Origin of the sequence: Phycicoccus sp. M110.8 (assembly GCF_032464895.1) — a bacterium.
Taxonomy (GTDB): domain Bacteria; phylum Actinomycetota; class Actinomycetes; order Actinomycetales; family Dermatophilaceae; genus Pedococcus.
Map to the genome: position 1 here is coordinate 487,975 of NZ_JAWDIC010000001.1, position 25,925 is coordinate 513,899.

Below are 25,925 nucleotides of genomic sequence, written 5' to 3' on the forward strand. Positions count from 1 at the left end.
GATGTCGTGGGGCGCGGCAGGTCAGAGGTTGCCGCGCGCGTCCTGCTCGCGCTCGATGGCCTCGAACAGCGCCTTGAAGTTGCCCTTGCCGAACCCGAGCGAGCCGTGCCGCTCGATGATCTCGAAGAAGACGGTCGGCCGGTCGCCGAGCGGCTTGGTGAAGATCTGCAGCAGGTACCCGTCCTCGTCCCGGTCGACGAGGATCTTGCGCTTCTGCAGCTCCTCGATCGGCACGCGGACCTCACCGATGCGGGCGCGCAGCTCGGCGTCCTCGTAGTACGAGTCCGGGGTGTCGAGGAACTCGATCCCGTTGGCGCGCAGCTCGTCGACGGTGCGCAGGATGTCGCCGGTCGCGAGCGCGAGGTGCTGGGCACCGGGTCCGCGGTAGAACTCGAGGTACTCGTCGATCTGGCTCTTCTTCTTGGCGATCGCCGGCTCGTTGAGCGGGAACTTCACCCGGTGGTTGCCGTTGGCGACGACCTTGGACATCAGCGCCGAGTAGTCGGTGGCGATGTCGTCGCCGATGAACTCGGCCATGTTCACGAAGCCCATGACCTTGTTGTAGAAGGTCACCCACTCGTCCATCTTGCCGAGCTCGACGTTGCCGACGATGTGGTCGAGGGCCTGGAACAGCCGCTTCGGGGCGCCCTCGCGCTTGACCCAGGTCGACTCCTTGGCGACGTAGCCGGGCAGGTACGGGCCGTCGTACCGCGAGCGGTCGACGAGGGTGTGCACCGTCTCGCCGTAGGTCGCGATCGAGGCGATCCGCACCGTGCCGTGCTCGTCGGTGAGGTCCTCGGGCTCGCGCACGACGCGGGCACCGGCGGAGCGCGCCTGGGCGATGCACTTGTCGACGTCGGGCACCTCGAGGGCGATGTCGACGACCCCGTCACCGTGCTTGGCGTGGTGCTCGACGAGCGGGCTGTCGGGGTCGACGGCCCCGTTGAGCACGAACCGGATCGAGCCGGACTTCAGGACGAAGGACTTGTGGTCGCGCTGGCCGTTCTCCGGGCCGCGGTAGGCGACGAGCTCCATCCCCCACGCGGACTGGTAGTACTGCGCCGCCTGGGTGGCGTTGCCCACGACGAAGACGATGGCGTCCCAGCCCGTGACCGGGAACGGGTCCTTCGTCTCGTCGTACTCGACGAGGCCGACGAGCTGCTTGAGCTGCTCGAGGTCAAGGTTGGCCTCACGCTCCTGCGGCGTGAGGTCGAGGTTCGTGTCGCTGGTGGTCGTCATGGCGGCAGGGTGCCGCGGGGCTGCCGAGGTGTGCAACCGTATGCCGTGGCGCTGCGCAGAGTGTGCGAAGTGGTCGCCTCGATCGCGGATCCAGTGGACAATGTGCCCATGCCCCTCGACGACCTGGACCGCAGACTGGTCACCCTCTTCACCGAGCAGCCGCAGATCGGGGTGCTCGGCGCGTCCCGCGAGCTGGGCGTGGCCCGGGGCACGGTGCAGGCCCGGCTCGACCGGCTGGCCCAGCGCGGCGTGATCCGGTCGTGGGCGCCCCAGCTCGACCCCGCGGCGATGGGGTACCCCGTCTCGGCGTTCTGCACGCTCGAGATCCGGCAGGGCCGGGGGCACTCCCCCGTCGTGGAGCACCTGGCCCGCATCCCCGAGGTGCTGGAGGCCCACACCATCACCGGCTCCGGGGACCTCTTCATCTCTGTCGTCGCCCGCGACAACGCCGACCTCCAGCGGGTCATCGACGCGGTCGTCGACGACCGCCACGTCGTCCGGGCCAACACCGCGATCTCGCTGGCCACGCGCATACCGCTGCGGACGCTGCCGCTCGTGCAGGCGGCGGCGCCGCCCGTCAGCGACGCAGGGAGCTGACGGCCTCGGCCACGACGTCGGGGTCCGCCCAGAAGCGGCCGCCGGGCTCCCCGACCGGTGCGTAGACGACGACCTCGTCGAAGCCTGCCTCCGCCGCCTCGCCCACCGTGTCGGCCAGGGCCTGGGCCGACGCGAGCGGGCGCAGCGTGCCCCAGCCCACGAGCACCGCGCGGCCGATGGCCGCGGGGTCGCGCCCGATGCGCTCACACGCCACCGTCACCCGTCGCGACTGCCGGGCCAGGGCCTTCCACCAGCCCGCACCGTCCAGCTCCGCCAGCGCGGCCCCTCCGAACGTCACCCAGCCGTCGCCCTGCCGGGCCGCGAGGTCGAAGCCACGGGGCCCACCCGCGGAGATGACCACCGGGGGCGGGAGCCGCCCGGGTGCGTGCGCGGACGGCTGCACGCCCTCGACCCGCACGACCCTGCCCTCCCACGTCGACCCGCCCAGCCACAGGGCCCGAAGCGCCGAGACCGACTCCTCGTAGCGGTCCCAGAGGTCGCGCACCCCGACCAGCTCACCGCGGTCGGCCAGCACGTCTGCGGGCAGCCCGGCGCCGAGCCCCAGGACGAAGCGGCCGTCGCTGATGTCCTGCAGCGTGGCCGACGCCCGGGCCAGGACTGCCGGGCTGCGGACCGCGGCGGAGGCCACCAGGGTCCCCAGGCGCATCGTGTCCGTGACCCCGGCCGCCGCCGCGAGCGTGGTCCACCCGTCCGCCCACCAGCGGCCGGCTACGGTGGGGTGGGTGAGGTGGTCGGCGGAGTACCCGACGTCGAAGCCCAGCTCCTCCAGGCGCGTCCACGTGTGCCGCGCCTCCCGCCACGACTGCTGCGGGAGCACCAGGGCACCGAGCCGCATCGGACCTCCTCCGGCACTGGGCGGTCCGCAGCGGCAGGGACTGGGCCGCTGCGGAGTCGGCCACGTCGGGACGATCGTTCCATCCGCGCCTCGGGTCGCGTGCCGGAATCAGCGCAACTGGCCCCGCCGTCCAGGCTCTGGGCAGGCGGACGTGACCCACCGCGGGGCCGGGCGGCCGGCGTTAGGAGGCGTTGCCCAGGGCGAAGGACACGAAGACGGACGCCACGATGAGCAGGCCGCCCAGCGACATCACGGCGTTGCCCGACTCGCCGCGGGTGGCGATCCGCCGGCGGCTGCCCACGAGGACCAGCGCGATCGCCAGGGCGTTGAGCGGCAGGGCCGCGTACCAACCGGGCTCGGGCACGGCGACGGCACCCCACGTGAAGAGCGCTGCGATCAGGACGCCGAGCACGACGAGCAGGACCCGGGTGACCTTGATGCGGGTCTCGATGTAGGCGTTCGCCACGGTGCTACCTCTCGGTGGAAGGACGTCGGTCACGGGGACCGGTGGGCAGGACGGTCGGGGGCAGGCCCGTCACCACACGCCGCCCCCGCCGGGGCGCCGTCGCGGGCCGTCGGACGCGTTCCCCGGACCGCGGTGCGGCGAGGTGTCGCCGGACGGGCCCAGCGCGCCGGGGCGCAGCGGGTCGATGCGGTCGTCGACCGGCGGGTCGGGGAACTCGACCGGGGAGTCGGGGCCGAACCGGTCGAACGCCGAGCCCCACTCCGGGTCCTCCTCCCGGAGCCGGTCGACCACGGCGCGGGCCTGCACGCCGACCGCCTCGCGGTAGGCCACGGCGCTCTCGTGCTCGTCGGCACCGGAGAGCACCGCCCGCCACGTCGTCTGCTCGGCGTCGAGCCGGCGCTGGAGCACCTGCCGGTCGTGCCCGTGCTCACCCCTGCGGGCCTCGTCCTCCTCGGCCCGACGGTCGGCGGCGTCCTGAGCCCGCTCCTGCTCGATCTCGACCCGGGCGCGCTCGGTCAGCGACCTGGCCCGCTCGACGCCGGCGAGGACCTCGGCGATCTCGGACTCCTGCCTGCGCAGGGCCGCCTCCGCGCGGTGGACGAGCTCGTCGAGCTCGCGGTCGCCCGGTGTCGCCGACATCAGAGGTCACCCGGCCCGGTGCCGGGGAAGCCCGCGCCCGCGGTCTCGTCGACGTGCGAGCCGGCCTTGCCGTGGGTCGCGGCGGCCGTCCCGGCGAGCACGACGTTCACCCCCTGCATGACGAGGGCGAAGATGCCGCACGCCTCGACCAGGGCGGGGATGAGCTTGGACAGGTTGACGATGAGGTCGATGGCCTGGTTGATGAGCGAGATCGCCCGGCGGATGCCCGAACCCATGGTGATGAGCTCCTTGGCGAGCTTGGCCACGCTGAGGGTGACCACCCACTCCTCGACGAGGCCGAGGATGCCCGCCACGGCCTGCACGACCTGCGAGGTCGCGGACAGCATGTTGCCCAGCTGGCGGCTCATCAGGCTGGTGGCGGTGCTCTGCCGCCCGTGGGCCGAGGCGAGGTCGAGCAGCTCGGCCCTCGCCAGGGTGGCCGAGTGCGCGCGCCAGGCCTGGTCGACGTGTCCGGCCATGCGCCGGTAGTTCTCCGAGACCTCGTGCAGCGCCTTGCTGGTCGACTCCCAGTTGCTGCGCATGTCGTCGACGCCGTTGAAGTCGCCCGCGATCGGGCTCATGATCGCCTCGATCGGCGACCAGTGCAGGATCTTCACCATCGCCCAGTCGATGCCCTGCAGGATGGGCCCGCAGTTGCCCTTGGCGTTCTCGATGACGTCCCCGAAGGCCTGCGAGCCACTGGCCCCGTGGAGGTACCCGGCCGGGTCGCTGAGGGCGAGGGTGCTCACTTCTCCCCCGCCTCGAACGCGTCGTAGTCCTCGAGGTCGTCACCCACGCTCGCGGCGTCCGCGGTGGTGTTGACGGCGCTCTCGATCTCGCCGGCGAGGGCGATGGGCGAGAACGGGTTGAGGCTCTTCGGCCCGTCGTCCCAGGCGTGGGCCGGCACGTGCGGGTTGAACAGGTTCTCGCCCTCGCGCGTCACGTCAGCCACGACGCCGGTGCCGCCCGCGATGTTCTTGTCACCGCGGGAGACGAACGGCCCCGGGTCGCCGGGCGCCATCGGGCCGGCGGGTCCCATCGTCGGCAGCCCTGCGGTGGTGATCTTCGTCTCGAATGCCTTCATCCGGTCCGAGGCGGCGATGTCCTTGTCGCGGAAGTTGGCCGCCGTCGTGCGGATCTTCGAGGCCATGCCCTGGGCCGCCTCGGGACTCTGCGACAGGCTGGCCTCGGCGTCGGAGTAGGCCGAGCGGTACTGGCCGGCGAAGATGGTCATGAAGCCGCTGAAGGCCCCGAAGTTCGCGCAGCTCCCGGCCACGAACGAGTGGACCGAACGCAGGTACGAGCGCTGCTGCTCGGCCGCGTGGGCCAGCTCGCGCATGCCGGCGTAGTTCACCTCGATGGTCATCGTCTCCCCCTCAGGCGGTGGTCTCGGCGCCGCGGACCCCTTCCGCCGACGCCGTGCCCGACCCTACCGGGGAGCGCGGCGCGGCACCGTGGGGAGCACTCCCCACCGCGTCTCCGGGCGTCCTCACCGCGGCGTCGCGCGTGGACGGAGGGGACCACCCCGCTAGCGGCGCCCGACGAGCCAGGCGCGGATCTTCTCGATGCGCGCAGCCACCTCGGACGACGTCGCCGCGTCGAGGGACGGGCCACCGCACGCGCGGCGCAGGTCGTTGTGCACCACGCCGTGCGGTGCGTTGGTCTTGCGGGCGTATGCCGCGACGAGCCCGTTGAGCTCCTTGCGCTGGGCTGCGAGGGCGCGGTGGGCCGACACCGGCTGCGGCGCGGCCTTGGTCCGCCGGCCGCTCTGGGCGGTCTGCCGCTCGTGCAGCAGCAGCGCCACCTGGTCGGGCTCGAGCAGCCCCGGCAGGCCGAGGTACTCCTGCTCGTCCTCCGAGCCCACGGCAGCACCGAGGCCGAACTGCTTGGCGTCGAAGAGCACGTGGTCGAACTCGGCGTCGGACTCCAGCGCCTCGAAGGTGCTCTCGTCGAGCCCGGCCGTCTTCTCGGTGCGGTTGGCGGCAGCGACCAGGGCGTCCTCCTCGGCCCACATCGACGCCTCGGAGTCGTCCTTGGTCACCCGGTCGAGGGCGTGGTCGCGCTCGTCCTCCAGGCGGGCCGCGTGCTCGAGGATGACCGGCACCGACGGCAGGAAGACCGAGGCGGTCTCGCCGCGGCGCCGGGCGCGGACGAACCGGCCGACCGCCTGGGCGAAGAAGAGCGGGGTCGACGTCGACGTCGCATACACGCCGACGCACAGGCGGGGCACGTCGACGCCCTCGGAGACCATCCGCACCGCCACCATCCAGCGGGAGTCGCTGGAGGCGAACTCCTCGATGCGGGCGGAGGCACCGGCGTCGTCGGAGAGGACGACGGTCGGCTTGGTGCCGGTGATGGACTCCAGGATCCGGGCGTACGCGCGGGCGCTGGTCTGGTTCGAGGCGATGACGAGGGCGCCGGCGTCGGGCACGCCGCGACGCACCTCCGTCAGCCGCTTGTCGGCCGCGGCGAGCACGGCGGGGATCCACTCGCCCTTGGGGTCCAGGGCGGTGCGCCACGCGTGCGCCATCGCGTCCTTGGTCAGCGGCTCCCCGAGGCGTGCTGCGATCTCGTCGCCGGCCTTGGTGCGCCAGCGCATGGCCCCGCCGTAGGCCATGAACAGCACGGGGCGCACGACGCCGTCGCGCAGCGCCTCGGCATACCCGTAGGTGTAGTCCGCCGCGGAGCGCCGGATGCCGGCCTGGTCCATCTCGTAGCGGACGAACGGGATGGGCGAGGTGTCGGAGCGGAAGGGCGTCCCGGTCAGGGCGAGCCGGCGGGTCGCGGGCTCGAACGCCTCGCGGATGGCGTCGCCCCACGAGAGGTTGTCGCCGCCGTGGTGCACCTCGTCGAGGATGACCAGGGTCGGCGCGGTCTCCGTGCGGGTCCGGTGCAGCGAGGGGCGGCTGGCGACCTGGGCGTAGGTGAGGGCGACGCCGTCGTACTCGCTGGAGTGCCGGGCCGAGGAGTTGGAGAACCGCGGGTCGATGTGGATGCCCACCCGCGCGGCCGCCTCGGCCCACTGCACCTTGAGGTGCTCGGTGGGGGCGACGATCGTCACCGCCGAGATCGTCCCGCGCCCGAGCAGCTCGGTGGCCAGGCGCAGGGCGTAGGTCGTCTTGCCGGCGCCGGGCGTCGCCACGGCGAGGAAGTCCCGGGGCGCAGACCGGAGGTAGGTCGTGAGCGCCTCCTGCTGCCAGGCACGCAGCTTGGACGCCGTCCCCCAGGCCGCCCGCTCCGGGAACGCTGGTGACAGGTGGGAGGCGGCGGCGGTACTCATAGGCCCGCCACGATAACCGTTGCCCGACAACGACATGCCGAGGCCCCGGCATGTCTGCCGGGGCCTCGGGGGTGTGCTAGGGCGTGTCGCTACTTCCCCTGGCGGTAGGTCACCCAGGCGTTCTGCGCCCGGGTGGTCTGGCCCGGGCTGAAGGTGTCCATGCAGGCGTCGTCGGTGTAGTCCATGAAGTTCTTGATCGGGTCCAGGCCGGGCGAACGCGTGCAGCTGTCACGACCGGTGGGGCAGCCGAAGGCCGGGGAGGCCTCGGCCGGGGTGTCGTCGACGGAGTCGCCCTGACCCGTGCAGCCGCCCTGGAACGTGTGGTAGAGCCCGAACCAGTGGCCGGCCTCGTGGGTGGCGGTGTCACCGAGGTTGTACGGGGAGGCCGTGCCGCCGGGCAGGCTCTGGTCGAGGACGACGACGCCGTCCATGACGTCGTAGCTGGACTTGGGGAAGGTCGCCCAGCCGAGCAGGCCGCCGGACAGGTTGGCCGTGTAGATGTTGAGGTCGTCCATCGTGCCCTTGCGCAGGGCCGTCTTCATCGAGCGCTCGGCGCTGCTGCCCTGGGAGAGGTTGTACCAGGAGGCGTTGTTCGTGATGTCGACCCCGGCGTTGGCGAAGGAGAAGCCCGTCCCGCTGTAGGCGCCGTTGAGCACCGACATCTGCTTGGACACCAGGCCAGAGACGTCACCGCTGGAGCCGTCGGTGATGATGTGGAAGTAGACGTTCACCGTGGTCGGGGAGAACGCGCCGCCCCCTCCGGGCTTCCTCGCGGAGCCGTTGGCGTTCTTGGTGTAACCCTTGGCCGCCATGGCCTTCGCGAACGCGTCCTCGTAGGCGCGGACCTGCGCCGCCGACAGCTCGTTGCCGTCCTTGCGGTTGCCACCCTGGGCCGAGCGCGCGGCGTTGACGGGGTCGGAGTGCGTCGCGCACTCGGCGGCGACGGTCGACTCGCCCGCCATGGGCTGGGCGACCGCACTGCCCTGCCCCAGGGCGAGGGCCGCGGCCCCCAGGACCAGGGACGACAGCGCGAGACGGGATCGAAGCTTCATGGGCGTCCTTTCGCAGGCAGACCACCACGCCCGGTGCGGCGGGCGGCTCTGCGTCGACGCTAGGAGCGCGTTCGTCTACGGCACTGCCTCGAAAGCACAGGCACAGGTAAAGAGTCAGCCATGCTTGGGGCAGGTGCAGAGGCGACCGGAGGCAAACGCACCCGTCAGGGGGCTCAGTCCTCGCCGTCCTGCGGGGCACGCAGGCCCTCGTAGATCTCCTTGCAGGTCGGGCACACCGGGAACCTGTCAGGGTTGCGGCCCGGCACCCAGACCTTGCCGCACAGGGCGGTCACCGGCTCCCCCGACAGTGCGCTCTCGAGGATCTTCTCCTTGCGCACGTAGTGGGAGAAGCGCTCGTGGTCGCCCGGCTCCTGCAGCTGCTCCTGCACCTCTTCGCGCTCGAGCACCGCCGTGCTCGTCTGCTGCTGCGGCTGCGCCTGCGGCGCGTGCGGGTCGTCCAGGGGGATCTGGGGCTCGCTCATCCCCCGAGTGTATGCCGGGTCCCTCAGTTCATCTCCGGGTCCACCGGGAAGGTGGCCACGAAGGCGAGGTGGTCTCGCTGGCGGCGCAGCACGCGCACCCACAGGCTCTGCGGGTCGTCGTCGAAGGCGTCGCGACCCTCGGCCTCCACGACGTACCAGGACCCGCTGTCGACCTCGTCCTCGAGCTGCCCGGGCGACCACCCGGCATACCCGGCGAAGATCCGCATCCCAGCGACCTCGGGCATGACGAGCTCGGGCGGGGTGTCGAGGTCGACCAGGCCGACCCCGCCGAAGAGCCGCTTGACGCCCATCGGCTCGACGTCACCGGGCGCGGTCACCAGCCCCAGCGCACTGTCCAGGCCGACCGGGCCGCCCTCGAAGAGGACCCGGGGCGCGGTCACGTGGTCCTGCCACTCGGGGAGGACGGCGTCGACGCGGGCGTCGAGGGGGCGGTTGAGCACCACACCCTGCGCGCCCTCCGCGTCGTGGTGGAGCAGGAGCACGACGCTGCGGCGGAACACCCCTTCCTCGATCTGGGGTGTCGCGAGCAGCAGGCTGCCGGACAGGTCCTCGGTCTCCACCCCTCCATTCTGCCCACAAAGCCACAGCCCCGGTCACGCGGACCGGGGCTGTGGCGGAACGGCTGACGTGGAGGTCAGTCGCGCGGGCCGCGACGGGCGCCGCCGTACGGGCGACCCCCCTGGCGGCCGCGGGGACCACCGGAGCGCGGGCCGCGCGGACCACCGCGGTGCTGGCGCTTCTCGCCCTCGAGGAGCCGCTTGAACCTCTCCTCCGAGACCGGGATGCCGCTGGGGGCGCTGGCGCCCGTGGCGGCGAGCCGCTCGTCACCGGGGACGGCGCGGGTGGGCACCGCCTCGATGCCGGCCTCGCGGGCCATGCGCTCCATGGTGCGCCGCTGGTGCGGCAGCGCCAGGGTCACGACGGTGCCCTTGTCACCGGCGCGGGCCGTGCGGCCCGAGCGGTGCAGGTAGTCCTTGTGGTCGGCCGGCGGGTCGACCTGCAGGACCACCGAGACGTCGTCGACGTGGATGCCGCGGGCCGCGACGTCCGTGGCGACGAGCACCGGCAGGCTGCCGTCGCGGAAGGCGCCGAGCACGCGGTTGCGCGCACCCTGGCCGAGACCGCCGTGCAGCGCCGCGGCGAAGACACCCTGCTCGCGCAGCTGCATCGCCACGCGGTCGGCACCGAGCTTGGTGCGCACGAACACGACGGTGCGGCCCTCGCGGTTGGCGACCTCGGCGGTGATGACCTTCTTGTGGACCGGCTCGATGAGCAGGACGTGGTGCTCCATGGTCGTCACGGAGGCCTTGGCGTCGTCGGTGGAGTGCGTCACCGGGTCGGTGAGGTAGCGCTCCACGAGCGTGTCGATGCCGTTGTCGAGGGTGGCCGAGAACAGCAGCCGCTGGCCGCCCTCGGGCATGCGGTCGAGGATCGCGGTGACCTCGGGCATGAAGCCCATGTCGGCCATGTGGTCGGCCTCGTCGAGCACCGCGACCTCGACGTCGCCGAGCTCGACGGCCTCGCGCTCGAGCAGGTCCTTGAGGCGGCCCGGGGTCGCGATGAGGACATCGACGCCGCGGTTCAGGGCGTTGATCTGCGTGGTGTACGACAGGCCGCCGGCGACCAGCTTGTGCCGCAGGCCGAGCACGTGCACGAGCGGCTCGAGGGCGTCCGACACCTGCATGGCGAGCTCGCGGGTCGGGACCAGGACGAGGGCGCGCGGGCGGCGCGGGGCCGCCTTGGGGCGCTCGGCGAGGCGGGCCAGCATCGGCAGGCCGAAGGCCAGGGTCTTGCCCGAGCCCGTCTGGCCACGGCCGAGGACGTCGCGGCCGGCGAGGGCGTCCGGGATGGTCGCCGCCTGGATCGGGAACGGGGTGGTGATCCCGTCGCGGGCGAGCCGCTCGACGAGGCGCTCGGTCAGCCCGAGTGCGGCGAAGCCGTTGTCGGCCTCGACGGTCACGGGTCCGTCGACCGACTTGCGGGTCGCCTTGACCCAGGTGTCGGCCTCCATGCGCTCGGCCTCCGGGTCCACCTGGTCCTCGAAGCGGTCGGTGCGCTCGAACCGGTCCGTGCGCTCGAAGCGCCGGGCGGGGCGGTCGTCACGGTCGAAACGACGCGCGGGGCGGTCGTCACGGTCGAAGCGACGCGCGGGGCGGTCGTCTCGGTCGTACTGGCGCGGGCCACGGTTCTCGTCACGGTCGAAACGCCTCGCCGGGCGGTCGTCACGGTCGAAACGCTTCGCCGGGCGGTCGTCACGGTCGAAACGGCGGGCCGGGCGGTCGTCGCGGTCGTACCGTCGCGGGCCACGGTTCTCGTCGCGGTCGAAACGCTTCGCGGGGCGGTCGTCACGGTCAAACTGGCGCGGGCCGCGGTTCTCGTCACGGTCGAAACGCTTCGCCGGACGGTCGTCACGGTCGAAACGACGGGCCGGGCGGTCGTCACGGTCGTACTGGCGCGGGCCACGGTTCTCGTCGCGGTCGAAACGCTTGGCCGGACGGTCGTCGCGGTCGAAACGCTTGGCCGGACGGTCGTCACGGTCGAACCGCTTGGCCGGACGGTCGTCGCGGTCGAACCGCTTGGCCGGACGGTCGTCACGGTCGAACTCGCGGCGGACGAGGCGGTCGGCGTCACGCGCCGGGCGGTTGGTCGACTGTCCGCGGTGGGCCTTCTTGGGACCCTTCTTGGCGGCAGCCTTCTGGTCAGCAGTCCAGCGGGCCTTCTTGGGCGCGGCGGATCGCAGGTTCTTGGGCACAGATGTTCAACTCACTTCAGGTACTCGAGGTAGACACGTCTCGAGCCACCTGGCGAGGGAGACCGGGAAAGACGAGCCTCAGGCCACGAAGGGCCCGGTGGACCGGATCGACGGTCGTCATCCGGTGGGCGTCAGTCGGCATCGGGGACATCGGTGCGGCTTCACTGCCGCGGGTGGCGCTGCCAGGCGCCGCCGAACTGAGCCCCACCAGTCTACCAGCGGCGCCGAGCCCTCCCGACCACGACGAGCGTGACCCCGAGCACCACCCCCGACAGGTCCGCCACGGCGTCCCACACGTCCCCGTCCCGGTGCGGCAGCAGGTAGTGCTGCACGAGCTCGCTGACCGGTGCGTGCAGGGCGAGCAGCCCCACGACCCACGCCGGCCGGAACCCGGCGAGCAGCCCGACCACGGTCGGGACCCCGAAGAGCAGGAGGTGGACGACCTTGTCGGTCCACGTCACCGGCCCCTGCACGTCGACGCGCGGCCAGTACAGGCAGCACAGGTGGACCACGACGAGGAGCGCGAACACGACGCGCACCACGGAGGTCGACCGCGTGGAGGGGGTCCGGGTCGTCGTGTCGCTCACCCGGTGCAGCGTAGACGGGCGGAATCGCCGGCGGGTGGCGGGTGTTGGCACCGGACGTGACCACCCCGACCCCCGGAACCCCGCGCCCGCTGTCCCTGCTCGACTTCGTCGACGTGCCCTCCGGCATGACCGCCCAGCAGGCCATCGCCCGCAGCGAGCGCACCGTCCAGGCGGCGGACCGGCTCGGCTACGCGCGGTACTGGATCAGCGAGCACCACAGCTTCGCCGGGCTGGCGAGCAGCTCACCCGAGATCCTCATCGCCCACCTCGCGTCGCTCACCACCGGCATCCGCGTGGGGGCGGCGGGCATCATGCTCCCCAACCACTCCCCCCTCAAGGTGGCGGAGTGGTTCAAGACGCTGGAGATGCTGCACCCGGGGCGGATCGACCTCGGCCTGGGCCGGGCGCCGGGCACCGACCAGCTCACGGCGTTCGCCCTGCGGCGCTCCCGCGAGGCGCTCACCGCCGACGACTTCCCGCAGCAGGCGGCCGAGCTCATCGCGTTCCTGTCGGACAGCTGGCCCGACGACCACCCGTTCACAGCCGTCCGCGCCACCCCCGTCGTCGACACCAGCCCCGAGCTGCTCATGCTCGGCTCGAGCGGCTGGGGCTCCTCGTTCGCGGCCGTGAACGGGATGACCACGGTCTTCGCCCACCACATGAGCCCGGGCCTCGCCGTCGAGGCGCTGCAGGCATACCGCCGCGACTTCCGGCCCGGCCCCCTCGGGGACACGCCGCGCGTGATCATCTCGGTCCTCGCCCTGGCGACCGAGGACCCGGACGTCGCCGCGGACTTCCGCGCCGGCTGGGCGCTGCAGATGCAGCGCATCCGCAGCGGTGCCACGACGCGCCCGAGCGCGGAGGAGATCCGTGCCTTCCGGCTCAGCGCGGAGTTCGCCGCCGTCGAGCCCAGCCTGGAGGGCCGCGTGTATGCCGGGCCGCCGGCCGAGGTGGCCGCCGGCCTCATCACGCTGGCCGACGAGGCCGGTGCGGACGAGGTCACCCTCGTCGCGCCGACCCCCGACCTGGACGCGAAGCTGCGCAGCCTCGAGCTGCTGGCGACGGAGTTCGGGCTCTCCCCGCGCGGCTGACCCGCGCGCAGGGTCTCACGCGCCGGCTGCCCGGGTCACGCCGGGCATGGAGGGCGCACGCGCCCGTGCCCGGCGTCGACCGGCGGTCAGCCGATGAGCTCGGCCTCGTCGGTCGCGACCGACGCCGTCCGCTCGACCACCTCGGGCGCGGTGCCCAGCACGGCCGCCTTCACCGCGGCCGCCACCACCTTCGACACGTCGGGGTGGAAGACGCTGGGGATGATGTAGGCCGGGTTCAGCTCGTCGGGGTGGACGACCTCCGACAGGGCGGTGGCCGCGGCCAGCATGACGTCCTCGTCGATGGTGCGCGACGCCGCGTCGAGCAGACCACGGAAGACGCCGGGGAACACGAGCACGTTGTTGATCTGGTTGGCGAAGTCGGACCGGCCGGTCGCGACCACGGCGGCGTGCTGGGCGGCGGCGATGGGGTCGACCTCGGGCTCGGGGTTGGCCATCGCGAAGACGATCGCACCGTCGGCCATGGTGGCGATGTCGTCGCCGGTGAGGATGCCGGGGGCGGAGACGCCGATGAAGACGTCCGCGCCCGCGACGGCCGCCTTGAGCGTCCCGCTCACCCGACGCGGGTTGGTGTGCTCGGCCGACCACGCCAGCTGCGGGTGGTCGCCGGAGGCGATGTCCTCGCGGTCGGGGTGCAGCACGCCGAACTGGTCCGCCACGACGACGTCACGCGCGCCGGCCTTCAGCAGCAGCTTGAGGATCGCGGTGCCGGCCGCGCCCGCACCCGACATCACGACGCGGCACTCCGCCAGCTCCTTGCCCACGACCCGCAGGGCGTTGCGCAGCGCGGCCAGCGTGACGATCGCCGTGCCGTGCTGGTCGTCGTGGAAGACCGGGATGTCCAGCTCCTCACGCAGCCGGTGCTCGATCTCGAAGCAGCGCGGGGCCGAGATGTCCTCGAGGTTGATCCCCGCGAAGACCGGGCTGATCGCCTTGACCGTGCGGATGATCTCCTCGGTGTCCTGGGTGTCCAGGCAGATCGGGAAGGCGTCGATGTCGGCGAACCGCTTGAACAGCGCCGCCTTGCCCTCCATGACCGGCAGCGCCCCCAGCGGGCCGATGTTGCCCAGCCCCAGCACCGCCGACCCGTCGGTCACCACCGCCACGGTGTTGCGCTTGATCGTGAGCCGGCGGGCGTCCTCGGGGTTCTCCGCGATCGCCATGCAGACCCGGGCCACGCCCGGCGTGTAGATGAGCGACAGGTCGTCGCGGTTGCGGATCGGGACCTTGGACTCGACCTTGAGCTTGCCGCCGAGGTGGACGAGGAAGGTGCGGTCGGAGACCTTGCCGATGTCCACGCCGTGCACGCCGCGCATGGCCTCGACGAGCTCGTCGGCGTGGGCGGTGTCGCGGGCCGCGGCCGTCACGTCCACCCGCAGGCGGTCGGCGCCCGAGGCGGTCACGTCGAGGCCGGTGACCAGGCCGCCCCCCGCCTCGATGACCCCGGTGAGCTCGGACACCGCGGTGGCGCGGGCCGGGAGGGTGAGGCGGACGGTGATGGAGTTGGACACGGAGGGCACGGCGGTCATGCCGGCATTCTCCTGATTACTCAGCGGTACGCCGAAACGCGACCGCCCCCTGGGCAGGAGCAGCTGCGGGATGCTCCCCGCGGGTGCGGGCGACGCCGATCGCCACGATGACGGCCGCGAGCGCCAGGCTCAGGCCGAGCTCGAGGCGGTGCCCCTCCTGGACCAGCATGAGGACGAGCACGAACGCGATGAAGCCGATCGTGGCGTACGTCAGGGCGGGGTACAGCCACATCCGCACCGCCGGGCTGTGGCCCTCGGCGTCGAGCTGGCGGCGCATCCGCAGCTGCGACAGCGCGATGACGAGGTAGACGAACAGGGCGATCGCCCCGGAGCTCGCGAGCAGGTAGCCGAAGATCTTCTCCGGCAGCAGGTAGTTGCCGATGACCCCGAGGAAGCCGACGACCGAGCTGGCCAGGATCGCCCAGGCGGGGACGCCCCGCTCCGTCGTGCGCGACCACGCCGCCGGGGCGTCACCGCGGGTCGACAGGGAGAAGGCCATGCGCGAGGCCGTGTAGAGCGCGGAGTTCAGGCACGAGGCGACGGCGGTGAGGATGACGAACTCCAGCACCGTGGTCAGGCTGCCCAGGCCCATCCGCTCCAGCGTGTACTGGTACGACCCGGATCCTTCGGCCGCGAGGCCCTTGGCGTTCCACGGCACGAGCGCCACGACGACGAAGATGGAGCCGAGGTAGAAGAGGCTGATCCGCCAGATCACCGAGTTGACCGCCTTGCGGATGCCGGCCTCGGGGTTCGGCGACTCGGCTGCGGCGATGGTGACGATCTCGGTGCCCATGAAGGTGAACATCGTGATGAGCATCGCGGCGAAGACCGCGCCGAGGCCGTTGGGCAGGAACCCGCCGTCCTGCCACAGGTGCCCGACCCCCGAGGACTTCGAGCCGGGCAGCACACCGAGCATGGCGAGCACGCCCAGGCCGATGAACAGCACGATCGCGATGACCTTCACCAGGGCGAACCAGAACTCGAACTCGCCGTAGTTGCCGACGCTGAACAGGTTGGTCCCGACGAGCAGCCCGGTGATGACGAGTGCGAAGAGCCACTGCGGCACCGCGGGGAACCAGTCCCCGAGGATCAGCGCACCGGCGGTCGCCTCGACCGGGATGACGATGACCCAGAACCACCAGTACAGCCAGCCGATGGAGAAGCCGGCCCACCGACCGAGCGAGCGGTCGGCATACGTCGAGAACGAGCCGGTGTCGGGCTGCGCTGTCGCCATCTCGCCGAGCATCCGCATCACGAGGACGACCAGCGTCCCCGCCAGGGCGTAGGCGATGAGGACCGCCGGACCGGCCGTGGCGATGGCGTTGGCCGACCCGACGAACAGGCCGGCCCCGATGACCCCGGCGATCGAGATCATCGTGATGTGCCGTGGCTTCAGGCCCGCCTTCAGCTGGCTGGGTGCCGGCTCGTCGCCGGGGACGTCTGGCTGGTGCTTCGTCGTCGCGCTCACCCGGGCAGCGTGGACCCGGGTGACGTATGCCGCAAATCGACTAGAAACGCTGCAGGTCAGGGGGTTCGACGACGTCGGGCTCGGGCGTGCCGGTGGCCGCGACGACCGGCGGCGGGACCATGCCGCCGGGCATCGCCCGGCGCTGCTGGCGCCAGACGCGGCGCAGCAGGCGGCGCCGGAGCAGCTGCTGCCCGGTCACGGCGAGCCAGAGGCACACGGCGGCCAGCGGCAGCTCGACCACCACGGCCATGGCGACCGCGAGCCAGCGCTCGCCGGAGGTCGGGGCGGTGACGACGTCGAACCAGGCGTCGACGAGCAGCATCGTGCCGTTCACCGCCGCGATGGCCGGCAGCCAGGGGGTGAGCCGGACCGCGGCCCAGGCGGTCGCGAGCAGGACGACCACGAGGGCGGCGTCGAAGCCGCCCCACGCGAGGTCGTAGTGGGCAGCCGGCTTGGACGAGGGCAGCTGGACGGCGAGCCACACGGTCCACGGCACGGTGAGCAGCGCGAGCACCGCGAAGACCACGCCGACGCGCCGGATGGGTCGTCCGTGGACCGGGCCCGTGGGCTCGGGCAGCGGCACCTCGCCCGGCTCCGCCAGTGGCACCTCCCCCGGCTCCAGCGCGGTCATGGCCGTGGGCTCCCGGCCCCGACGGGGGCGCTGGACGTGGCGGTCAGGAGGTAGCGCTCGTGCTCCAGCTCCTTGCCCCAGTAGACGGTGTCCCAGAGCGGGACCACGGTCGGCTCCCCCACCAGGTCGCGCACGACGGCGGCGAGCTCCTGCGAGGGCACCCCGGCCCGCCAGGGCAGGTCAGGCTTCTCCCCCGCGGCCTCGATGCCCCACCGGCCCTCGATCAGGACCATCCGGCCGCCGGGACGCAGGAGCCGGGTCCAGCGGCGCAGCGCGTCCTGCGGGTCGGGCAGCGTCCACAGGATGTGCCGGGCGAAGACGACGTCGAGGCTGCCCTCCTCCCACGGCGGGTCCCCGGCGTCGCCCTGCTCGATCTGCACCGCGCCCCCGAACGGGGCGGTCTTCGCGCGGGCCCGGGCCACCATCTCCCCCGACAGGTCGATCCCGCGGACCTGGTGGCCGAGCTCGGCGAGCAGCACGCTCATCGTCCCGGTGCCGCAGGCGAGGTCGCCGACGTCGGACGGCGTGGTGGGCAGCCACGTGCGCACCAGGTCCTTCCAGGCCGCCCGGACGTCGGAGTCGAGCAGGCCGTGGTCCACGAACGTGTCGTACTCCGGTGCGGCATCGTCCCAGTACTGGCGGATCTGCTCGGTGTCCATGTCCTCAGCCTAGGCTTGCGCCATGACGGAGCACATCGACGTGACCGGCTCGGGCCGGGCGTCCGCGCCGCCGGACGTGGTGCGCGTCAGCGCCGGCGTGCGGTGCGAGGCCCCCGACGTCTCCGCCGCGCTGTCGGACGCCGCCGGCCGGGCGGCCGCCCTGGCGCAGGCGGCCCGGGACCACGGCGTCGACCCGCGCGACCTGCGGACCACCACCAGCGGCGTGCAGCCGCGCTACGACCGCGACGGCACATCGGTGCTCGGCTACACCGCGCAGCAGGGCCTGGCCGTCACCGTGCGCGACCCGGCGCTCGTCGGTGCCCTCGTCGACGCGTTCGCGGGCGCTGCGGGCAACGCCCTCACCATCGACTCCGTCGGCACCGACCTCGCCGACCCGGCGCCGCTGCTGGCCGCCGCGCGCGAGGCCGCCTTCGCGGACGCCCGGGCCAAGGCGGAGCAGTACGCGGCGCTCGCGGGCCGCGGCCTCGGGAAGGTTGTGCGCGTGAGCGACGTTGTCGAGGGTGGTGCCCAGCCCCGGTTCGCCCGGATGACGGCCGGCACGGGGACCCCCTCGCTCGAGCTGGGCGAGAACACGGTGACCGCGACCGTCGCGGTCCGATGGGAGCTGAGCTGACATGGCGAGCGTCGAGCTGACCGCCGACACCTTCGAGAAGACCGTCCTGCAGGGCGGCACGGTCTTCGTGGACTTCTGGGCCGAGTGGTGCGGCCCGTGCAAGCGGTTCGCGCCGGTCTACGAGGCAGCGTCCGAGCAGCACTCCGACATCGTCTTCGGCAAGGTCGACACCGAGGCCGAGCAGGCCTTGGCCGCCGCGGCGAACATCACCTCGATCCCGACCCTCATGGGCTTCCGCGACGGCATCCTCGTCTTCGCGCAGGCCGGGGCCCTCCCCGCGCCCATGCTGGCCGACGTCATCGGCAAGGTGCAGGCCCTGGACATGGACGAGGTCCGGGCGCAGGTCGAGCAGCAGCGGTCCGGGGCCCAGTCCGGCTGAGCCGCGACCGGGCGCCGTCGCCAGGCGGCGTCGACGGGCGCCGTCACCGGGTGGCGGGCGCCCCGCGGCTCGCCGCCTCGCGGCGGACCGCCAGGAACATCCGGTGGGCGGTCACGACGACCGTGGCCCAGGCGAGTCCGAGGACCCAGCCCATGACCACGTCCGACAGCCAGTGGTGGCCGAGGAAGACCCGGCTCAGCCCCATGGTGAGCGCGAAGGCGGCCCCGAGCACGACGACGGTCGTGCGCACCCACGTGCGGCGGACCTTGCGCAGCAGCAGGTAGACGACCACGGCGGCGATGACGGTCGCGTTGAGCGTGTGCCCGCTGGGGAACGAGGGCGAGGACTCGTACGGGGGCACGGCGAACATGCGGGGCGGCCGCGCCCGGCCGACGAGGTCCTTTCCCGCGACCGTGAGCGCGAGCGAGCCGGCGGCGGCCAGCACCAGGAGCACCACCGGCGTCCACGACCGCCACGCCCAGACCATCACCGCCACGACGGCCAGGGTCAGGAGCGGCATGCCGATCGGCCCCCCGACGTCGGTGTATGCCGTGACGGCGCGGTCCAGCCCGGGCGAGCGCCAGGAGACCGCCTGGTCGAGCGCGGGCTGGTCGAGCAGGGCGACGCCGTCCGCGTCGACGACGGACTCGTAGACGTCCTCCGCCAGCGTGGTGAGGGCGGCCGTCAGCGCGAGGCCCACGACCGCCGTGACGAGCAGGACCCAGTTCGCGACGGTCCACCAGCCCAGCCGCTCGGCATACCGGCCCGCGGTGTGCAGCGCCCGCTCGCGCACGTCGGTGTCGGCCATGCCCCACCCTAAGCCGGGGCGCGCGCGAGGGCCCGGTCACGACGTGACCGGGCCCTCGAGGCTCAACGGCGATGTGCGAGCACCACGGTGGTGGAGGTGGCGGGAATCGAACCCGCGTCCACTGACGACTTACCAGGGCTTCTCCGGGTGCAGTGCGCTACGGATTTTCTCGGCCCCAGCGCTCGCACGCACACGTCCGCTGACAGGCCCAGCCGAGTAGGAGTCCCGCGCAGCCCCTCGGCATGACTGCGCAGCGAGTTCCCTAGCTGACGCCAGGCACTGAGACGGGAACTAGCTCAGGCTGACGGACTTCGAGGCTCGCTCAGGCGGCGAGGGCGAAGTCGGTGCGCTTGGAATTGGCACCTATTGGTTTGCAAGGAGCGTTGACGAGATGACCTTGCATCCTCGACCCGCTTCCCCTGGACAACCGACCAATGTCGAAACCGATCACCCCCGTGCTCCTGCGAGTGCAGGGGTGCTCACACATCCGCTGTTGAGTTGTGGGACCAGCGTACCGTCCAACGCCGGGGGGCCCGACAACATTTCCTCCCCCTCGGACCAATCCGGTTCCGCGACGGCACCGAACCGGCGTCGAGGGATGAACCGGGGAGTGGCGCCGGCGGCGGCCACGGCAGGGCCCCGGAAGGAGCCGCTGTCCGCACACTGGAGACTCCCATGCACGTACGACGCGTCGTGGCCGCCCTGGCCACCGCCACCCTCGCCGGCGCCCTGACCCTGGTCGGGGCCGGAAGCGCCTCGGCCCACGAGGGCACCCCGCCCGCACCGACCGGCACCCGCAGCCTCGCGGCCGTGCTCGCCAGGGACGGGTCGGGCTTCGACGACAACTGGAACGACTTCGACATCGTCGACAATGCGGTCCAGGCCGTCCTGGCCGCCAAGCCCTCCTCCCCCGTGGCCGTGCTCGCCGACGGCTCCGTGCCGCTGACCGCGTTCCTGCCCACGGACGCCGCCTTCCGCCGACTCGCCACGGACCTGACCCACCAGCGGTACACCAGCGAGAGCGCGGTCTTCGCCGCGGTCGCCTCGCTCGGGATCGACACGGTCGAGGCCGTGCTCCTCTACCACGTCGTGCCGGGCGCCACGATCGACTACCGCGCGGCCCGGGCCGCCGACGGCGCCCAGCTCACCACCGCCTCCGGTGGCACCCTGACGGTGGACGTGCGCTGGCACCGCTGGGTGACCCTCGTGGACGCCGACCCGAACGACGCCAACGCGTGGGTCGTGCGGCCGAATATCAACAAGGGCAACGTGCAGATCGCCCACGGCATCTCCCAGGTCCTGCGACCCGTGGACCTGTGACCAACCGGGTCACACCGGGCCGGTGACCACCCGGCCCGCACCCTGACTCCACCAGTGGAGCCCGTGGCCGTCGCCCGCACCGGGGCGGCGGCCACGTCGGTGACCGGGTTGCCACGGGCCGGCGGCGCCGGGGGCCGTGCCACCCGCCGCTGCAGCGTCGTCGACCGCCTGCCCCGCCTCCCCCGCGGCTCCGTCAGCCGCGTGCCGCCTCGGCCGTGGCGCGCTCGTACTCCTCCCGGGCGCGCAGGATCCGGCCGACGTGGGTCTCGGCCCAGTCGGTGAGCGCGGCGAGCGGGCCGCTGAGGGACCGCCCCAGCTCGGTGACCTCGTAGTCGACCCGCGGGGGCACCTGGGCGTGGACGGTTCGGGTCAGCAGCCCGTCTCGCTCGAGCGTGCGCAGCGTCTGGGTCAGCACCTTGGGCGCCACGCCGCCGATCCGGTCGCGGAGCTGGGTGAAGCGCAGCGGCCCGTCGGAGAGCGCGTCGATGACGAGCACCGTCCACTTGTCCCCGACCCGGTCGAGGACGAGACGGGTCGGGCAGTCGGGGTCGAAGGCGTCGCCACGGTCGATGGTAACCACGAGGTACTTATAGCACTTTGAAGTGCTTGGTTACCAATGGTTACCGTCGAGACGTTCGCTCGACCCCGACCCCAGGAGCTGACCCCATGAAGATCGCAATGTTCGGTGCCACCGGCATGATCGGCTCGCGCATCGTGCGCGAGGCCCTGTCCCGCGGGCACCACGTCACCGGGTGGTCCCGCAGCGGGGGCGACGTGCCGCAGGGCGCGCACGCCGCCACCGGTGACCTCGCCGACCCCGCCACCGTCGATGCAGCCGCGGCCGGCCACGACGTGCTCGTGTCGGCGACCGGGCCGGACCGCAGCGGAGGCCCGCACGAGCCGTGGCTCGAGGCCGTGCAGACCCTCGTCGACCACGCGGGTGGGGCCCGGGTCCTGTTCGTCGGCGGCGCCGGGTCGCTCGTCGGCCCCGACGGCACCCGCCTGCTCGACGGCCCGGACTTCCCGGCCGAGTACCTCGCCGAGGCCCGTAGTGGCGCGGCGGCGCTCGACGTGTTCCGCACGGCGCCCGAGTCGCTCGACTGGACGTTCCTGTCCCCTGCCCCGGTCATCGCACCGGGCGAGCGGACCGACACCTACCGCACCGCCCTCGACACCCCCGCCGGGCCGTCGGTGTCGGCCGAGAACTACGCCGCGGCCCTGCTCGACGAGATCGAGCAGCCGCGCCACCGCCGGCAGCGCTTCACCGTCGCCGACTGACCGCGCGGGTCACTTCCGCGGGGGCGGGGTCGTCGGCCGCCCGGGCGGTCCCGTCGGCTTGCCGGTCCGCTTCGTCGGTGACGGGAGGAGCGTCGCCGAGGTGGTGGGGGCGGTCGAGGAGGTCGGGACGCGCGTCCCGGTCGGTGAGCCGGTCGTCGTGGTCCGGGGTGGCGTCGTCGTCGTGGTGGTCGTGCTCGAGGTCGTCGAGCTCGACGTGCCGCTGGTGGAGGGCGTCGTCACCGCGCCGGGCGTGGACGTCCCGGGGACGGTGGGCACCGAGGGCGCGGGGGCGTCCGACCGGCCGAACGGGCCCACCACGACGACCATGGCCGCGACGGCCACCAGCGTGGCTGCGACGAGCAGGCGGACCGGCGTCAGGACGCGGCGGCGTGCCGCGTGTCGTCCTGCCACTGGCCCTCCAGGGGTCGATCGCGAACGGACGACGCGACCCCGGCATCCCGTCGCGTCGTGGCCCCCTGCAGCCGCGACCCACTGTAGCTGTCCGCATTTCGGGCGACCTGTCTCATGCATCGGGACCTCACTACGATCGAGCGTGCACCGCCCGTCCCCCGCGGACCCTTCGTCCGCACCGAGGAGGTCCCGTGTTCCGCAAGGTCCTGGTCGCCAACCGTGGCGAGATCGCCGTCCGAGCCTTCCGAGCCGCCACCGAGCTGGGCGCCAAGACGGTGGCCGTCTTCCCCTACGAGGACCGCAAGTCCGAGCACGTGCTCAAGGCCGACGAGGCATACCGGATCGGCGAGCAGGGGCACCCGGTCCGGGCCTACCTCGACCCGGCCGAGATCGTCCGGGTCGCCCTCGAGGCGGGCGCGGACGCGGTCTACCCCGGCTACGGCTTCCTCTCCGAGAACCCCGACCTGGCCCAGGCGTGCGCGGACGCCGGCATCACCTTCGTCGGGCCGCCCTCCCCCGTCCTGCACCTCACGGGCAACAAGGCCCGCGCCATCGCCGCCGCGAAGAAGGCCGGGCTGCCGACCCTGCGCAGCGCGCCGCCGAGCACCGACGTCGAGGAGCTGGTCCGCGGCGCCGAGGAGATCGGCTTCCCCGTGTTCGCCAAGGCCGTGGCCGGCGGCGGCGGCCGCGGCATGCGCCGGGTCGAGCGTCGCGAGGACCTGCGCGAGGCGCTCGAGGCCTGCATGCGCGAGGCCGAGTCCGCGTTCGGCGACCCCACCGTCTTCCTCGAGGAGGCGGTGGTCAGCCCGCGGCACATCGAGGTCCAGGTGCTCAGCGACGGCACCGGCTCGGGTCCCGACGGGGGCGTCATCCACCTCTTCGAGCGCGACTGCTCCGTGCAGCGACGCCACCAGAAGGTCGTGGAGATCGCGCCTGCCCCCAACCTCGACCCGGAGCTGCGGGAGCGGATGTGCGCCCACGCGGTCGCCTTCGCCCGGGAGATCGGCTACGTCAACGCCGGCACGGTCGAGTTCCTGCTCGCCCCCGACGGGCGCTACGTCTTCATCGAGATGAACCCCCGGATCCAGGTCGAGCACACGGTCACCGAGGAGATCACCGACGTCGACCTCGTGAGCAGCCAGATGCGGATCGCCAGCGGCGAGACCCTGGCCGACCTCGGCCTCGCGCAGGCCGACCTGCGCATCCGCGGCGCCGCCCTCCAGTGCCGCATCACCACCGAGGACCCGGCGAACGGCTTCCGGCCCGACACCGGCCACATCACGACCTACCGCTCCGCGGGCGGCGCCGGCGTGCGCCTCGACGGCGGCACGGTCTTCGTGGGTGCCGAGATCGGGGCCCACTTCGACTCGATGCTGGTCAAGCTCACCTGCCGCGGCCGGGACTTCCCGACGGCGGTACGCCGCGCCCGCCGCGCGCTCGCGGAGTTCCGCATCCGCGGCGTGTCGACGAACATCCCCTTCCTCCAGGCCCTGCTCGAGGAGCCCGACTTCCAGGCCGGGCGACTGTCCACGGCATTCATCGACGAGCGGCCCGACCTGCGCACGGCCCGCGTGCCGGCCGACCGCGGCACCAAGCTGCTCACCTACCTCGCGGACGTCACCGTCAACCAGCCGCACGGCCCGGGTCGCACCCGCGTCTCCCCGCGCTCGAAGCTGCCCGAGATCGACCGCTCCACTCCCCCGCCGGCCGGCGCGCGCGACCGGCTGCTGCGCGTCGGGCCCGAGCAGTGGGCCCGAGACCTGCGTGAGCAGGTGCCGGTCGGCGTCACCGACACCACGTTCCGCGACGCCCACCAGTCGCTGCTCGCCACCCGGCTGCGCACCCGTGACCTCATGCACGTCGCGCCCCACGTCGCCCGGCTCACCCCCCAGCTGCTGTCGGTGGAGGCCTGGGGCGGCGCCACCTACGACGTTGCGCTGCGGTTCCTGTCCGAGGACCCCTGGGACCGGCTGGCGGCCCTGCGCGAGGCGATGCCGAACCTGCCGCTGCAGATGCTGCTGCGCGGGCGCAACACCGTCGGGTACACGCCCTACCCGACCGAGGTCACCGACGCGTTCGTCTCCGAGGCGGCCACGACTGGCATCGACATCTTCCGGATCTTCGACGCGCTCAACGACGTCGGGCAGATGCGCCCCGCCATCGACGCGGTCCGCGCCACCGGCACCGCCGTCGCCGAGGTCGTGCTCTGCTACACCGGCGACCTGACCGACCCGGGCGAGAAGCTCTACACGCTCGACTACTACCTGCGGCTCGCCGAGCAGATCGCCGAGGCGGGCGCGCACGTCATCGCGATCAAGGACATGGCGGGACTGCTGCGTGCGCCCGCCGCCCGCACCCTGGTGACGGCGCTGCGCGAGCGGTTCGACCAGCCCGTCCACCTGCACACCCACGACACCGCCGGCGGTCAGCTCGGGACGCTCCTCGCCGCGATCGACGCGGGCGTGGACGCGGTCGACGTGGCCAACGCCGCGATGTCCGGCACGACGAGCCAGCCGCCGATGTCCTCGCTCGTGGCCGCCACCGACGGCACGCCCCGCGCCACCGGGCTGGACCTGCGGGCGGTCAACGACCTCGAGCCGTACTGGGAGGCGGTGCGCCAGCTGTACTTCCCCTTCGAGTCGGGACTGCCCTCCCCCACCGGCCGGGTGTACACGCACGAGATCCCCGGCGGCCAGCTGTCGAACCTGCGCCAGCAGGCCATCGCCCTGGGGCTGGGCGAGCACTTCGAGGCGATCGAGGACATGTACGCCGCGGCGAACCGCATCCTCGGCAACATCGTCAAGGTCACCCCCAGCAGCAAGGTCGTCGGCGACCTCGCGCTCGCGCTGGTCGGGGCCAAGGCCGACCCCGACGACTTCGAGGCCAACCCCACGGCCTACGACATCCCGGACTCGGTCATCGGCTTCCTGTCCGGCGAGCTGGGCGACCCGCCCGGCGGCTGGCCCGAGCCGTTCCGAACCAAGGCGCTGCAGGGACGCACGCCGAAGCCGCGGGTCACGGAGCTGGCCGACGCCGACCGCGAGGCGCTCAAGGCCGAGCCGCGGGCCACCCTCAACCGCCTGCTCTTCCCCGGCCCCACCGCCGACTTCCTCAGGTCGCGCGAGGCGTACTCCGACCTCGCCGTCCTGGGCACCCGCGAGTTCCTCCACGGCATCGAGGTGGGCCACGAGCACGAGATCGACCTCGAGCCGGGCAAGCGGCTGATCATCGGGCTGCAGTCCGTCTCGGACGCCGACGAGCGCGGCATGCGCACCGTCATGTTCACGATGGGCGGCCAGCTGCGACCGATCCAGGTCCGCGACACCAGTGTCAGCGTCGACGTGCGGACCGCCGAGAAGGCCGATCCGGCGAACCGCTCGCACGTGGCCGCACCGTTCGCCGGGGTCGTCAGCCTCGCCGTCGAGGAGGGCTCCACGGTCGAGGCCGGTCAGGTGGTCGCGACGATCGAGGCGATGAAGATGGAGGCGAACATCACCGCCCCCGTCGCCGGCACCGTGGGCCGGCTCGCCATCGGCACCCAGCAGCAGGTCGAGGGCGGCGACCTGCTCCTCGTCCTCGCGCCCTGACCGTCCGCCGGGCCGGTACGCACCCCTCACGCCGCTGACCTGCGGCGTCGCGAGTCCTGCAGGTTCGCGCGACCCGCGTTACGGTCGAAGGAGCACGGTCAAGAAGCGGCCGCGCGTCCGACCGGAACGACACGACACCAC

Annotated in this window: 26 protein-coding genes and 1 other RNA gene; 7 read left to right on the forward strand and 20 right to left on the reverse strand. The window is 72.8% G+C overall.

Annotated features, from left to right (window positions below; all coding sequences use genetic code 11):
* Positions 1 to 21: 21 nt before the first annotated feature.
* Positions 22 to 1,239, reverse strand: a complete 1,218-nt coding sequence (hppD, locus tag RKE38_RS02375; RefSeq protein WP_316005853.1) for a 4-hydroxyphenylpyruvate dioxygenase — start codon at positions 1,237 to 1,239, stop codon at positions 22 to 24.
* 108 nt (positions 1,240 to 1,347) lie between these two features.
* Between hppD and RKE38_RS02380 the strand changes: the two genes are divergently transcribed.
* Positions 1,348 to 1,836, forward strand: a complete 489-nt coding sequence (locus tag RKE38_RS02380) for an Lrp/AsnC family transcriptional regulator (RefSeq protein WP_316005854.1) — start codon at positions 1,348 to 1,350, stop codon at positions 1,834 to 1,836.
* On the opposite strand, the gene RKE38_RS02385 is transcribed toward RKE38_RS02380, so the two are convergent.
* The 11 genes from RKE38_RS02385 to RKE38_RS02435 form a co-directional block, all read right to left on the reverse strand.
* Positions 1,817 to 2,692, reverse strand: coding sequence for an LLM class flavin-dependent oxidoreductase (locus tag RKE38_RS02385; protein WP_316005855.1), 876 nt, complete (start codon positions 2,690 to 2,692; stop codon positions 1,817 to 1,819). The two genes, RKE38_RS02380 and RKE38_RS02385, sit on opposite strands and share 20 nt — an antisense overlap.
* A gap of 181 nt (positions 2,693 to 2,873) precedes the next feature.
* Complete coding sequence (locus RKE38_RS02390; RefSeq protein ID WP_316005856.1) at positions 2,874 to 3,158, reverse strand: hypothetical protein; 285 nt, start codon at positions 3,156 to 3,158, stop codon at positions 2,874 to 2,876.
* Between the two features lie 69 nt (positions 3,159 to 3,227).
* The gene (locus RKE38_RS02395) at positions 3,228 to 3,797 is read right to left on the reverse strand and encodes a hypothetical protein (RefSeq protein ID WP_316005857.1); all 570 of its coding nucleotides are present in this window, start codon (positions 3,795 to 3,797) and stop codon (positions 3,228 to 3,230) included.
* Positions 3,797 to 4,546, reverse strand: coding sequence for a hypothetical protein (locus tag RKE38_RS02400; protein ID WP_316005858.1), 750 nt, complete (start codon positions 4,544 to 4,546; stop codon positions 3,797 to 3,799). Before RKE38_RS02400 ends, RKE38_RS02395 begins: the two co-directional genes overlap by 1 nt.
* Positions 4,543 to 5,163, reverse strand: coding sequence for a hypothetical protein (locus RKE38_RS02405; RefSeq protein WP_316005859.1), 621 nt, complete (start codon positions 5,161 to 5,163; stop codon positions 4,543 to 4,545). Before RKE38_RS02405 ends, RKE38_RS02400 begins: the two co-directional genes overlap by 4 nt.
* A 162-nt stretch (positions 5,164 to 5,325) precedes the next feature.
* On the reverse strand, positions 5,326 to 7,077 hold the full coding sequence (locus RKE38_RS02410; RefSeq protein WP_316005860.1) for a DEAD/DEAH box helicase: 1,752 nt from the start codon (positions 7,075 to 7,077) through the stop codon (positions 5,326 to 5,328).
* A gap of 89 nt (positions 7,078 to 7,166) precedes the next feature.
* Positions 7,167 to 8,129 carry a zinc metalloprotease gene (locus RKE38_RS02415; protein WP_316005861.1) on the reverse strand — a complete coding sequence of 321 codons (963 nt, stop codon included), beginning with the start codon at positions 8,127 to 8,129 and terminating at the stop codon, positions 7,167 to 7,169.
* Between the two features lie 173 nt (positions 8,130 to 8,302).
* Positions 8,303 to 8,611, reverse strand: a complete 309-nt coding sequence (locus RKE38_RS02420) for a DUF3039 domain-containing protein (RefSeq protein WP_310148980.1) — start codon at positions 8,609 to 8,611, stop codon at positions 8,303 to 8,305.
* A 23-nt stretch (positions 8,612 to 8,634) separates the two neighbouring features.
* The gene (locus tag RKE38_RS02425) at positions 8,635 to 9,192 is read right to left on the reverse strand and encodes a YqgE/AlgH family protein (protein ID WP_316005862.1); all 558 of its coding nucleotides are present in this window, start codon (positions 9,190 to 9,192) and stop codon (positions 8,635 to 8,637) included.
* A gap of 74 nt (positions 9,193 to 9,266) precedes the next feature.
* A complete protein-coding gene (locus tag RKE38_RS02430; protein WP_316005863.1) occupies positions 9,267 to 11,384 on the reverse strand; it encodes a DEAD/DEAH box helicase in 2,118 nt (705 codons plus the stop codon).
* Positions 11,385 to 11,596: 212 nt separating this feature from the next.
* Positions 11,597 to 11,971, reverse strand: a complete 375-nt coding sequence (locus tag RKE38_RS02435) for a VanZ family protein (protein ID WP_316005864.1) — start codon at positions 11,969 to 11,971, stop codon at positions 11,597 to 11,599.
* A gap of 56 nt (positions 11,972 to 12,027) precedes the next feature.
* On the opposite strand from RKE38_RS02435, the gene RKE38_RS02440 reads away from it, so the two are divergent.
* Positions 12,028 to 13,062: an LLM class flavin-dependent oxidoreductase gene (locus tag RKE38_RS02440; RefSeq protein WP_316005865.1), complete on the forward strand. Its 1,035-nt coding sequence runs from the start codon at positions 12,028 to 12,030 to the stop codon at positions 13,060 to 13,062.
* A gap of 86 nt (positions 13,063 to 13,148) precedes the next feature.
* Here the strand turns inward: RKE38_RS02440 and RKE38_RS02445 are convergent, their stop codons facing one another.
* The 4 genes from RKE38_RS02445 to RKE38_RS02460 form a co-directional block, all read right to left on the reverse strand.
* Positions 13,149 to 14,609 (reverse strand): NAD-dependent malic enzyme, encoded by a 1,461-nt coding sequence (locus tag RKE38_RS02445; RefSeq protein ID WP_316005866.1) that lies wholly within the window; start codon positions 14,607 to 14,609, stop codon positions 13,149 to 13,151.
* 16 nt (positions 14,610 to 14,625) lie between these two features.
* A complete protein-coding gene (locus tag RKE38_RS02450; protein ID WP_410055446.1) occupies positions 14,626 to 15,984 on the reverse strand; it encodes an amino acid permease in 1,359 nt (452 codons plus the stop codon).
* Positions 15,985 to 16,117: 133 nt separating this feature from the next.
* Positions 16,118 to 16,708 carry a hypothetical protein gene (locus RKE38_RS02455; protein WP_316005868.1) on the reverse strand — a complete coding sequence of 197 codons (591 nt, stop codon included), beginning with the start codon at positions 16,706 to 16,708 and terminating at the stop codon, positions 16,118 to 16,120.
* Positions 16,705 to 17,367, reverse strand: coding sequence for a class I SAM-dependent methyltransferase (locus tag RKE38_RS02460; RefSeq protein ID WP_316005869.1), 663 nt, complete (start codon positions 17,365 to 17,367; stop codon positions 16,705 to 16,707). Before RKE38_RS02460 ends, RKE38_RS02455 begins: the two co-directional genes overlap by 4 nt.
* A gap of 22 nt (positions 17,368 to 17,389) precedes the next feature.
* On the opposite strand from RKE38_RS02460, the gene RKE38_RS02465 reads away from it, so the two are divergent.
* Positions 17,390 to 18,001, forward strand: a complete 612-nt coding sequence (locus RKE38_RS02465; RefSeq protein WP_316005870.1) for an SIMPL domain-containing protein — start codon at positions 17,390 to 17,392, stop codon at positions 17,999 to 18,001.
* Position 18,002: 1 nt separating this feature from the next.
* The gene (locus RKE38_RS02470) at positions 18,003 to 18,380 is read left to right on the forward strand and encodes a thioredoxin family protein (RefSeq protein ID WP_316005871.1); all 378 of its coding nucleotides are present in this window, start codon (positions 18,003 to 18,005) and stop codon (positions 18,378 to 18,380) included.
* Positions 18,381 to 18,423: 43 nt separating this feature from the next.
* Here the strand turns inward: RKE38_RS02470 and RKE38_RS02475 are convergent, their stop codons facing one another.
* Entirely contained in the window at positions 18,424 to 19,188 is a 765-nt protein-coding gene (locus RKE38_RS02475) for a phosphatase PAP2 family protein (RefSeq protein ID WP_316005872.1), read from the reverse strand.
* A gap of 88 nt (positions 19,189 to 19,276) precedes the next feature.
* Positions 19,277 to 19,643, reverse strand: a transfer-messenger RNA (tmRNA) gene (gene ssrA, locus RKE38_RS02480).
* A 220-nt stretch (positions 19,644 to 19,863) separates the two neighbouring features.
* Between ssrA and RKE38_RS02485 the strand changes: the two genes are divergently transcribed.
* Positions 19,864 to 20,508 carry a fasciclin domain-containing protein gene (locus tag RKE38_RS02485; RefSeq protein WP_316005873.1) on the forward strand — a complete coding sequence of 215 codons (645 nt, stop codon included), beginning with the start codon at positions 19,864 to 19,866 and terminating at the stop codon, positions 20,506 to 20,508.
* A 193-nt stretch (positions 20,509 to 20,701) separates the two neighbouring features.
* Here the strand turns inward: RKE38_RS02485 and RKE38_RS02490 are convergent, their stop codons facing one another.
* A complete protein-coding gene (locus RKE38_RS02490; protein WP_410055422.1) occupies positions 20,702 to 21,088 on the reverse strand; it encodes a winged helix-turn-helix transcriptional regulator in 387 nt (128 codons plus the stop codon).
* An 86-nt stretch (positions 21,089 to 21,174) separates the two neighbouring features.
* Here RKE38_RS02490 and RKE38_RS02495 point away from each other — a divergent pair, with 86 nt between their 5' ends.
* Positions 21,175 to 21,786, forward strand: a complete 612-nt coding sequence (locus RKE38_RS02495) for an NAD(P)-dependent oxidoreductase (RefSeq protein WP_316005874.1) — start codon at positions 21,175 to 21,177, stop codon at positions 21,784 to 21,786.
* A 9-nt stretch (positions 21,787 to 21,795) separates the two neighbouring features.
* Here the strand turns inward: RKE38_RS02495 and RKE38_RS02500 are convergent, their stop codons facing one another.
* Positions 21,796 to 22,197, reverse strand: coding sequence for a hypothetical protein (locus RKE38_RS02500; RefSeq protein WP_316005875.1), 402 nt, complete (start codon positions 22,195 to 22,197; stop codon positions 21,796 to 21,798).
* Between the two features lie 191 nt (positions 22,198 to 22,388).
* Here RKE38_RS02500 and RKE38_RS02505 point away from each other — a divergent pair, with 191 nt between their 5' ends.
* The gene (locus tag RKE38_RS02505) at positions 22,389 to 25,784 is read left to right on the forward strand and encodes a pyruvate carboxylase (RefSeq protein ID WP_316005876.1); all 3,396 of its coding nucleotides are present in this window, start codon (positions 22,389 to 22,391) and stop codon (positions 25,782 to 25,784) included.
* The last annotated feature ends 141 nt before the right edge of the window (positions 25,785 to 25,925 follow it).

Excerpts from the sequence above, each read along its gene's own strand:
- hppD (WP_316005853.1), bottom strand. The coding sequence starts at position 1,239 with ATGACGACCACCAGCGACACGAACCTCGACCTCACGCCGCAGGAGCGT.
- RKE38_RS02380 (WP_316005854.1), top strand. The coding sequence starts at position 1,348 with ATGCCCCTCGACGACCTGGACCGCAGACTGGTCACCCTCTTCACCGAG.
- RKE38_RS02385 (WP_316005855.1), bottom strand. The coding sequence starts at position 2,692 with ATGCGGCTCGGTGCCCTGGTGCTCCCGCAGCAGTCGTGGCGGGAGGCG.
- RKE38_RS02395 (WP_316005857.1), bottom strand. The coding sequence starts at position 3,797 with ATGTCGGCGACACCGGGCGACCGCGAGCTCGACGAGCTCGTCCACCGC.
- RKE38_RS02405 (WP_316005859.1), bottom strand. The coding sequence starts at position 5,163 with ATGACCATCGAGGTGAACTACGCCGGCATGCGCGAGCTGGCCCACGCG.
- RKE38_RS02410 (WP_316005860.1), bottom strand. The coding sequence starts at position 7,077 with ATGAGTACCGCCGCCGCCTCCCACCTGTCACCAGCGTTCCCGGAGCGG.
- RKE38_RS02415 (WP_316005861.1), bottom strand. The coding sequence starts at position 8,129 with ATGAAGCTTCGATCCCGTCTCGCGCTGTCGTCCCTGGTCCTGGGGGCC.
- RKE38_RS02420 (WP_310148980.1), bottom strand. The coding sequence starts at position 8,611 with ATGAGCGAGCCCCAGATCCCCCTGGACGACCCGCACGCGCCGCAGGCG.
- RKE38_RS02445 (WP_316005866.1), bottom strand. The coding sequence starts at position 14,609 with ATGACCGCCGTGCCCTCCGTGTCCAACTCCATCACCGTCCGCCTCACC.
- RKE38_RS02450 (WP_410055446.1), bottom strand. The coding sequence starts at position 15,984 with ATGATCTCGATCGCCGGGGTCATCGGGGCCGGCCTGTTCGTCGGGTCG.
- RKE38_RS02455 (WP_316005868.1), bottom strand. The coding sequence starts at position 16,708 with ATGACCGCGCTGGAGCCGGGGGAGGTGCCACTGGCGGAGCCGGGCGAG.
- RKE38_RS02460 (WP_316005869.1), bottom strand. The coding sequence starts at position 17,367 with ATGGACACCGAGCAGATCCGCCAGTACTGGGACGATGCCGCACCGGAG.
- RKE38_RS02465 (WP_316005870.1), top strand. The coding sequence starts at position 17,390 with ATGACGGAGCACATCGACGTGACCGGCTCGGGCCGGGCGTCCGCGCCG.
- RKE38_RS02470 (WP_316005871.1), top strand. The coding sequence starts at position 18,003 with ATGGCGAGCGTCGAGCTGACCGCCGACACCTTCGAGAAGACCGTCCTG.
- RKE38_RS02475 (WP_316005872.1), bottom strand. The coding sequence starts at position 19,188 with ATGGCCGACACCGACGTGCGCGAGCGGGCGCTGCACACCGCGGGCCGG.
- RKE38_RS02485 (WP_316005873.1), top strand. The coding sequence starts at position 19,864 with ATGCACGTACGACGCGTCGTGGCCGCCCTGGCCACCGCCACCCTCGCC.
- RKE38_RS02495 (WP_316005874.1), top strand. The coding sequence starts at position 21,175 with ATGAAGATCGCAATGTTCGGTGCCACCGGCATGATCGGCTCGCGCATC.